This is a genomic window from Vibrio sp. V30_P3S12P165, assembly GCF_009904905.1.
GTDB classification, from domain to species: Bacteria; Pseudomonadota; Gammaproteobacteria; order Enterobacterales; family Vibrionaceae; genus Vibrio; species Vibrio fujianensis.
The window spans coordinates 1-6,271 of sequence record NZ_WXWH01000078.1 but is presented as its reverse complement, the minus strand read 5'-3'; the positions used below and the strand labels follow the sequence as shown (position 1 = coordinate 6,271).

Below are 6,271 nucleotides of genomic sequence, written 5' to 3'. Positions count from 1 at the left end.
TTCCGCATAACACCGTAACCACCGAAATCAACGCACAATAAAAATGCCACGCGTTGGAAGTCCCTCTTGAAGCGTTTGTTATGGCGAAATCTTAGCCAACTCCGCTTTGAAAGCCTCACATAATTTCGACTGGATCAAGGGAAGTTCTTTATCCGCACGAATCCATAGATCAAGCATCTTAGAATCGAGTGTTTTACCTAAACCACTTTGCTTGAGCTGATAACCTCTAACAACTTGATAAAAGGCTGAATGCTGGTCAAGAAGTTGGTCTACAAGATTGCAAATATCATCAGAGAGCCAAAGCTTAGCAAGTCTGTATTGTTCGGCAAACTTCTTAACGTCTAATTCCAAGCTCAACACCCTTTCCTTTTCTAGCTCACCCTGCATCCTTACTACATATGATGTAGCATCAGAAGCTTGAACTGACGCTTCATATAGCTTTGAAATTGATTCAATCTTTCTGGCGTGAATTTGCTCAAAAACGTAATTGCGTCTCTTTGCTTTTGATGAAATGTACTCTGACAGAACTCTTTCGATCGTTTGCCGAAAAAACAATGAAAGAAAACCAACAATGACTGATGCTCCACCTAAATAAGCCAAAAACTCCTGCAAGAAACCTCCCAAAAAACTAAAGTCAAAATTGCGCCATAACGCCCGCTTAAGGGGCTGACAACGCTACTACCAAGTTTCCGCATAACACCGTAACCACAAAAACCAACGCATAATAAAAATGCCACGCGTTGGAAGTCCCTCTTGAAGCGTTTGTTAGGGTAATTTACCCTCGTACTTCAAACCCGTAGCGTCTATTGAGTCACTTAAAAGGTTGTCCTCATAGATGTAGAGGTCGTCAAAATCCAAATTATCCAAGAAATGCTCGTGAAAAAAATGCACCATTAAAGGATCGATAACTTGGATACAAAAACGGAATACTAGATCATTGAAATCATCATCAGGTACAGCTAAATGCTGAATAAGGTTTCGCTGTTCACCCATTTCTCTATAAACATCGAGATACTTGATTTCATAACCAGTAGCAGCCCATAACAAATCCGGAAGCTTACTATATTGAACAGTTTTCGCTTTTGCCATCAACTGAGAAGTCGTAAGCCGTTCTTCGGTATTTTGAGATAGTTTCGGCAAATCTGTAAAGATTAACAGCGGATGCTCTTGAGCAATTGCCGACTTTATTAAAATCTCAGCAGCCTGAGCAACATGTAAGACACCCATCGATGACCAAAATGGATTCCTCATGCCAGTAAAAATCACATGCTCTATGCCGTGAGCCAATAGGTATTTTCCAAGGCCATACATGTGGCCTGATATTTTTCGAACTTCAACATCCATACGACTTCCAACAATTACCCTAACGCCGCATTAAGGGGCAGCCAACGCTACTACCAACTTTCCGCATAACATTGTAATCACAAAAACCAACGCATAATAAAAATGCCACGCGTTGGCTGTCCCTCTTAAATGCTTTGTTAGGCTCAAATCACTTGCCTATTGTTTTAACTCGTTTTTTAACAACACAACTCTAGCCATGTAAGCCACAACAATGATGTTTAGAACGAAAATATTTGCCCCTAAAATACTTGGACGAACAATGATTCCATACACTTCGAAAGGTAAATAAACTGCTCCACTCAACAAAGCAAACCATTTTGTCCAGCCATATGATTTCCATAAACCATACGCCTCGACAAAGCGAATTAATGAGTACGCTAATGCACCTAACGCAATGATACTTATATTAATATTTGAAATATCACTGATTGCTGTTATAAAAATATTCGGCAAATGACTCGCTGGATTTAAATGAGCATGTTTTACTATCGATTCAGCTAATTCTTGCAAGTTATCACCAACAAGGAAATGCAAACCAATTGCAACGATAAGAGAGAGTAAACCTTTACTCCCCTCTAAAACTGCCACTGCTTTAAGACCAACTGTTGATGTCATATTAACCTCTTTGAGCCTAACGCCCGCTTAAGGGGCTGACAACGCTACTACCAAGTTTCCGCATAACACCATAACCACCAAAATCAACGCATAATGAAAATGCCGCGCGTTGGAAGTCCCTCTTGAAGCGTTTGTTATGCTTTATTACTTATTGATTATATTGAACTTTTACAACATTTATTGGTTACGAGCACTTTAACTCAAAATGATAAACTTGCCTACTTTCAGCAATCATTGGTGCCGATAAGATCCCAAATAAGTTGAAGCGAAATAGCCTGTGGAATCAATGAACCAGCAACACCAAAGAAAGAGACCTTTCAGCAACAATCGAACCTTTTACGCACGCAATTTATCAGAGCAGAGCCGGACAAAAACGCATATTCGCCGATAAACTTGCGCTAACCAAACACTTTCAGCAAGCAAGATGTTCATGAGATCCCAAACATGCTGAAGCGAAATAGCCGATGGAATCAATGGACAAGCAACAACAAAGAAAGAGACATTTCAGCGACAATCGAACCTTTTGCGTACACAATTTATCAGAGCAGAGTTGACCGACAAAACACAAGCATCGTTCAACTTTCAATCGCCACCAAAAAGAACAATAAACTCATAATATCAATAAATTAGAATACAAAAATGTCTAAATCAGACTAAGTTTTCCCATTAAAATTTATATATTGATTTTGCTGAGTCTCAATAAAGCATAACGCCCGCTTAAGGGGCAGCCAACGCTACTACCAACTTTCCGCATAGCACCGTAACCACAAAAACCAACGCATAGTAAAAATGCCACGCGTTGGCTGTCCCTCTTGAAGCGTTTGTTAGCCGTTTAGTTTGAAGTGTGGTGATGAGCTACATTTTCAAGCCTTTCAGCTAGCCAAATCTTGATAATCGACTGTCGTGTAACACCTACTCGGTTAGCTTCACGATCTAGTGAATCTAACATCCATGCGGGGAAATCAACATTTACCCGTTTCTGCTTTTGCATTGGACGCTTAACTTTAGATAAATCTAGATCACCTAAAATGTCATCGTCACTTTCAAACTTGGCATCAAACTCATGCGCTTTCATATAAGTTCACCTCCGCTTTACGTGAACGTCTGACTGAAATGATCCTAATATTTAGTCCACGGTATGTAATGACGCCAGACCAATGCTTACCATTTAACATGCCGATAACCAAATACCTAGGTTCATCACTTGTGTTTGCAGGGATCTCGATAAGATCAGAGTCATTCCACAAACCTTGAGCTGTATAGAAATCAATTCCATGTTTCTCAAAATTTGACCTGCTTTTATTTTCATCAAATTCGAATTTCGTCATGAGTAAAAATTACACCCTTTTTACTCATTTTGCAACTTACACTTTGGCTAATGATTATGAAAACGGCTAACGCCCTGCTAAGGGGTGAGCAACGCAACTACCAACTCACCGCATAGCACTGTAAACACTAAACCAAATGCATAACAAAAATGCTACGCGTTGCGAATCCCTCTTGAGCAGCTTGTTATATGCCTTTTACACGCATATACTTAATGCGCACTTTACATACGCACTGGAGGCAGCATGAGAAACTCATACAGCACACAAGCACCAAAGAAGGCGACAAATTTAACTCTAAACAGTGAGTTGCTCGCTGAGGCCAAGCGCCTTAATATTAATCTTTCAGCCACAATGGAAAAGGCGCTTGAAAAAGAAGTAAAACAACGCCTTAAAACTGAATGGCTAGAGCAAAATGCAGAAGCTATTAATGCCTGTAATGAACTTACTGAAAATCACGGTCTATTTTCCGATTCTTACCGAGTATTCTAATGTCTCAATTTTCGCTATACCAAAATAACGATAAAAGCACTTCAACGGCATACCCTTACTTTGTTGATGTTCAAAGTGAGTTACTTGATACACTGAATACTCGATTAGTTATTCCGCTAACACCCGTTGAGTTATTGGATAAAAAAGCGCCGAATCATTTATGCCCAGTGATCCATATTGATCAAGGTGACTTTGTAATTTTAACTCACCAAATGGCCAGTGTCCCGACCAAGATTTTACGTGAGCCAGTGAATGAGCTAAGTACTTTCAGAAATGAGATCATTGCAGCTATCGACTTTCTGATTACTGGCATATAACGCCCGCTTAAGGGGTGAGTGAATGCGTGCCAAAATTGAAGCGAAGCGAAAATGGCACGCGTTTACGAATCCCTCTTGAAGCGTTTGTTATGTCACTGTTTTGCAAATGCAAATGTCACAATCTCTTTTAAAGTCGCTTCACACCTTGCCGTTAGTTCAACTTTACCATCAATATAATCTCGAACACGTTTCCAAGAGTTATATGGCTTATCAGTTGATTTAGCTTTTTCACCCTCAACTTGATCCCATAAAACATGTTCAAAAGTATCATCTACTAAGAAAACACTATCCGCATTTGCGACAGAAGCAATTTTTGCATTGGCCTTGAATGGATGAATTGCAGCTTTCTCTAACAACTCAGCATCAGTAAGGTTTTTACGATCAGTATCGTGAATCACACGATAATCTATTTGTAGTGCATTCAATACCTTTACCAAGGCAGTAATTGTCCATTTGCCACCCGCAGATATAACTGTAGTGTCCTTATCAAGACTGTCTTGAACACCTAGCTTCTCCGCAAGCTCGGAAATCATACTAAAGACTGCCACCTCAGTATCCCCTTCCACAATCACAACTCTTTTTGCAAATAAGCTTTCACAAACAGTTGGATGGAAGTCTAACGCAGCCCTCAATATATCTCTTTCGTTGTAATCGTCAGTAGTTTCAAAAATGGTCGAGGATACTTGGTGTACAGCACGAGCATTTCCTGCATTTTTCTTTATGAGTTTCAATGATTCGGGTTTGTCAGCAATATTAATCAAGAAAGGTGAGTGTGTTGAACAGATAACCTGCCACTTAGGTGACTCTGAGCGTGTTTGCAGAGTATTTTTAAGTCTACGCATTAAGTGAGGGTGAATATATAACTCTGGTTCTTCATATAGAACCACAACTGTTCTCTGCTCCCCTTGAACAGATGACTCAACCTCTGCATTTGCTTCTAGCATTGCAAATGCTAAAGCTCTCTGCACACCACTTCCTTGATACTGCAAACTTGTTTCTATTTCATCATCAATTAAGAAAGTAGCAGCTTTCATAAACAAAGGTTCAACATCTATGTCACCAACAGCGAGTTTTACCTTAGAGTCAAAGTCTAATATCTGGTTAAGTGTTTTTGATACCTCACCGAGGGCATCCCCTAACCCCTCAATTTCAGAACCATCTTCAGCTTTTCCCTTTAACTTATCTTGCAGTTCCGTAGCTTTTTCGATGTAAGCTGAATAGCTTTCATCTCCTTTAACTTTCGGAAAGAGCTTATTAGTAAATAAGAACGAGAAAGGACTATTATTTGTAGCCTTCAACTCATCTTCTATTTTAAAACTTGCTGGAACATACATCACGTGAGGTACTGCTTGCTGTAAGGAATTGGCAAACTTTTTAACATGCCAATCTTCAGACGATACTATCAATTCAGGTGAATTTTCGACAACGTAAGCCACCAAATCAGCTTGTCTTTCGTTGTATTCACCGGCTTTTGTAATACCTAGTTTTTTTAAAATTGGTTTGCATATTTCGTCGACTTTAGCCTTAGAATGGCTCAGATCTGACCAAGGGTACTGCGTTTCAACGCAGTACACCGCATATTCATAAGAATAATCGGTTTGTTCAGTATTCCACCACGCTGACATTTTTACTTTTAAACAGTCTTCATGTAACAGAGTTGAAATTGACGACTTTCTCTTTTCCCAATCTTCGAGGTCACCAAATTCACAGATAATATCCATAACTTCTTCTGACGCTTGCTGAGAAGGCCAGTCTTCTAATTTTGGTTTTTTGTTATCCAACACTAGGTGTATCGCATTGAGGATAGTAGATTTACCGATATTATTTGGCCCAACAAGAGTAGTGAAGTTCTCAAGGTCAATTTCAGCAAATCCGATACCACGAAAATTGTTAATTATTAGTTTTTTTAATTTCATTCTTTTACCTACTGACGTACTACTTAAAGTGACATAACGCCGCATTAAGGGGCAGGCAACGCAAACAACTAAACTCAAACTAACCAGCCGTAACCTCAAATGCTCAACCAAACCAAAAATGCCAAGCGTTGACTGTCCCTCTTGAATGCTTTGTTATGTAACTTTGCTAACCATTTCAAAGCATTACAAAGAACAACATTGCCAAATATCGTTTAACTTACATGAAAAGTTAGCAGTAACCCAGTAGAATTTGCGTGGCAAC

8 protein-coding genes are annotated in these 6,271 nt (G+C 39.4%); 2 read left to right on the top strand and 6 right to left on the bottom strand.

Going from position 1 to position 6,271, the window contains the following annotated elements:
* Positions 1-78 precede the first annotated feature (78 nt).
* The 5 genes from CAG57_RS16200 to CAG57_RS15885 all read right to left on the bottom strand — a co-directional run bounded on the left by CAG57_RS16200 (position 79) and on the right by CAG57_RS15885 (position 3,287).
* Positions 79-612, bottom strand: coding sequence for a hypothetical protein (locus tag CAG57_RS16200; RefSeq protein WP_237665884.1), 534 nt, complete (start codon positions 610-612; stop codon positions 79-81).
* A gap of 153 nt (positions 613-765) precedes the next feature.
* Positions 766-1,344 carry a hypothetical protein gene (locus CAG57_RS15910; RefSeq protein WP_161434016.1) on the bottom strand — a complete coding sequence of 193 codons (579 nt, stop codon included), beginning with the start codon at positions 1,342-1,344 and terminating at the stop codon, positions 766-768.
* A gap of 156 nt (positions 1,345-1,500) precedes the next feature.
* Positions 1,501-1,959: a DUF2127 domain-containing protein gene (locus CAG57_RS15900; RefSeq protein ID WP_161434018.1), complete on the bottom strand. Its 459-nt coding sequence runs from the start codon at positions 1,957-1,959 to the stop codon at positions 1,501-1,503.
* 832 nt (positions 1,960-2,791) lie between these two features.
* The gene (gene brnA, locus CAG57_RS15890; RefSeq protein ID WP_004397278.1) at positions 2,792-3,034 is read right to left on the bottom strand and encodes a type II toxin-antitoxin system BrnA family antitoxin; all 243 of its coding nucleotides are present in this window, start codon (positions 3,032-3,034) and stop codon (positions 2,792-2,794) included.
* On the bottom strand, positions 3,021-3,287 hold the full coding sequence (locus CAG57_RS15885; protein ID WP_010320360.1) for a BrnT family toxin: 267 nt from the start codon (positions 3,285-3,287) through the stop codon (positions 3,021-3,023). The genes brnA and CAG57_RS15885 overlap by 14 nt, the downstream gene beginning before the upstream one ends.
* 243 nt (positions 3,288-3,530) lie before the next feature.
* Here CAG57_RS15885 and CAG57_RS15880 point away from each other — a divergent pair, with 243 nt between their 5' ends.
* Positions 3,531-3,776: a type II toxin-antitoxin system CcdA family antitoxin gene (locus CAG57_RS15880; protein ID WP_099609954.1), complete on the top strand. Its 246-nt coding sequence runs from the start codon at positions 3,531-3,533 to the stop codon at positions 3,774-3,776.
* Positions 3,776-4,093, top strand: coding sequence for a CcdB family protein (locus CAG57_RS15875; RefSeq protein WP_154116302.1), 318 nt, complete (start codon positions 3,776-3,778; stop codon positions 4,091-4,093). The genes CAG57_RS15880 and CAG57_RS15875 overlap by 1 nt, the downstream gene beginning before the upstream one ends.
* Before the next feature lie 92 nt (positions 4,094-4,185).
* On the opposite strand, the gene CAG57_RS15870 is transcribed toward CAG57_RS15875, so the two are convergent.
* Positions 4,186-6,009: an ATP-dependent nuclease gene (locus CAG57_RS15870; RefSeq protein ID WP_161431147.1), complete on the bottom strand. Its 1,824-nt coding sequence runs from the start codon at positions 6,007-6,009 to the stop codon at positions 4,186-4,188.
* Between the last annotated feature and the right edge of the window lie 262 nt (positions 6,010-6,271).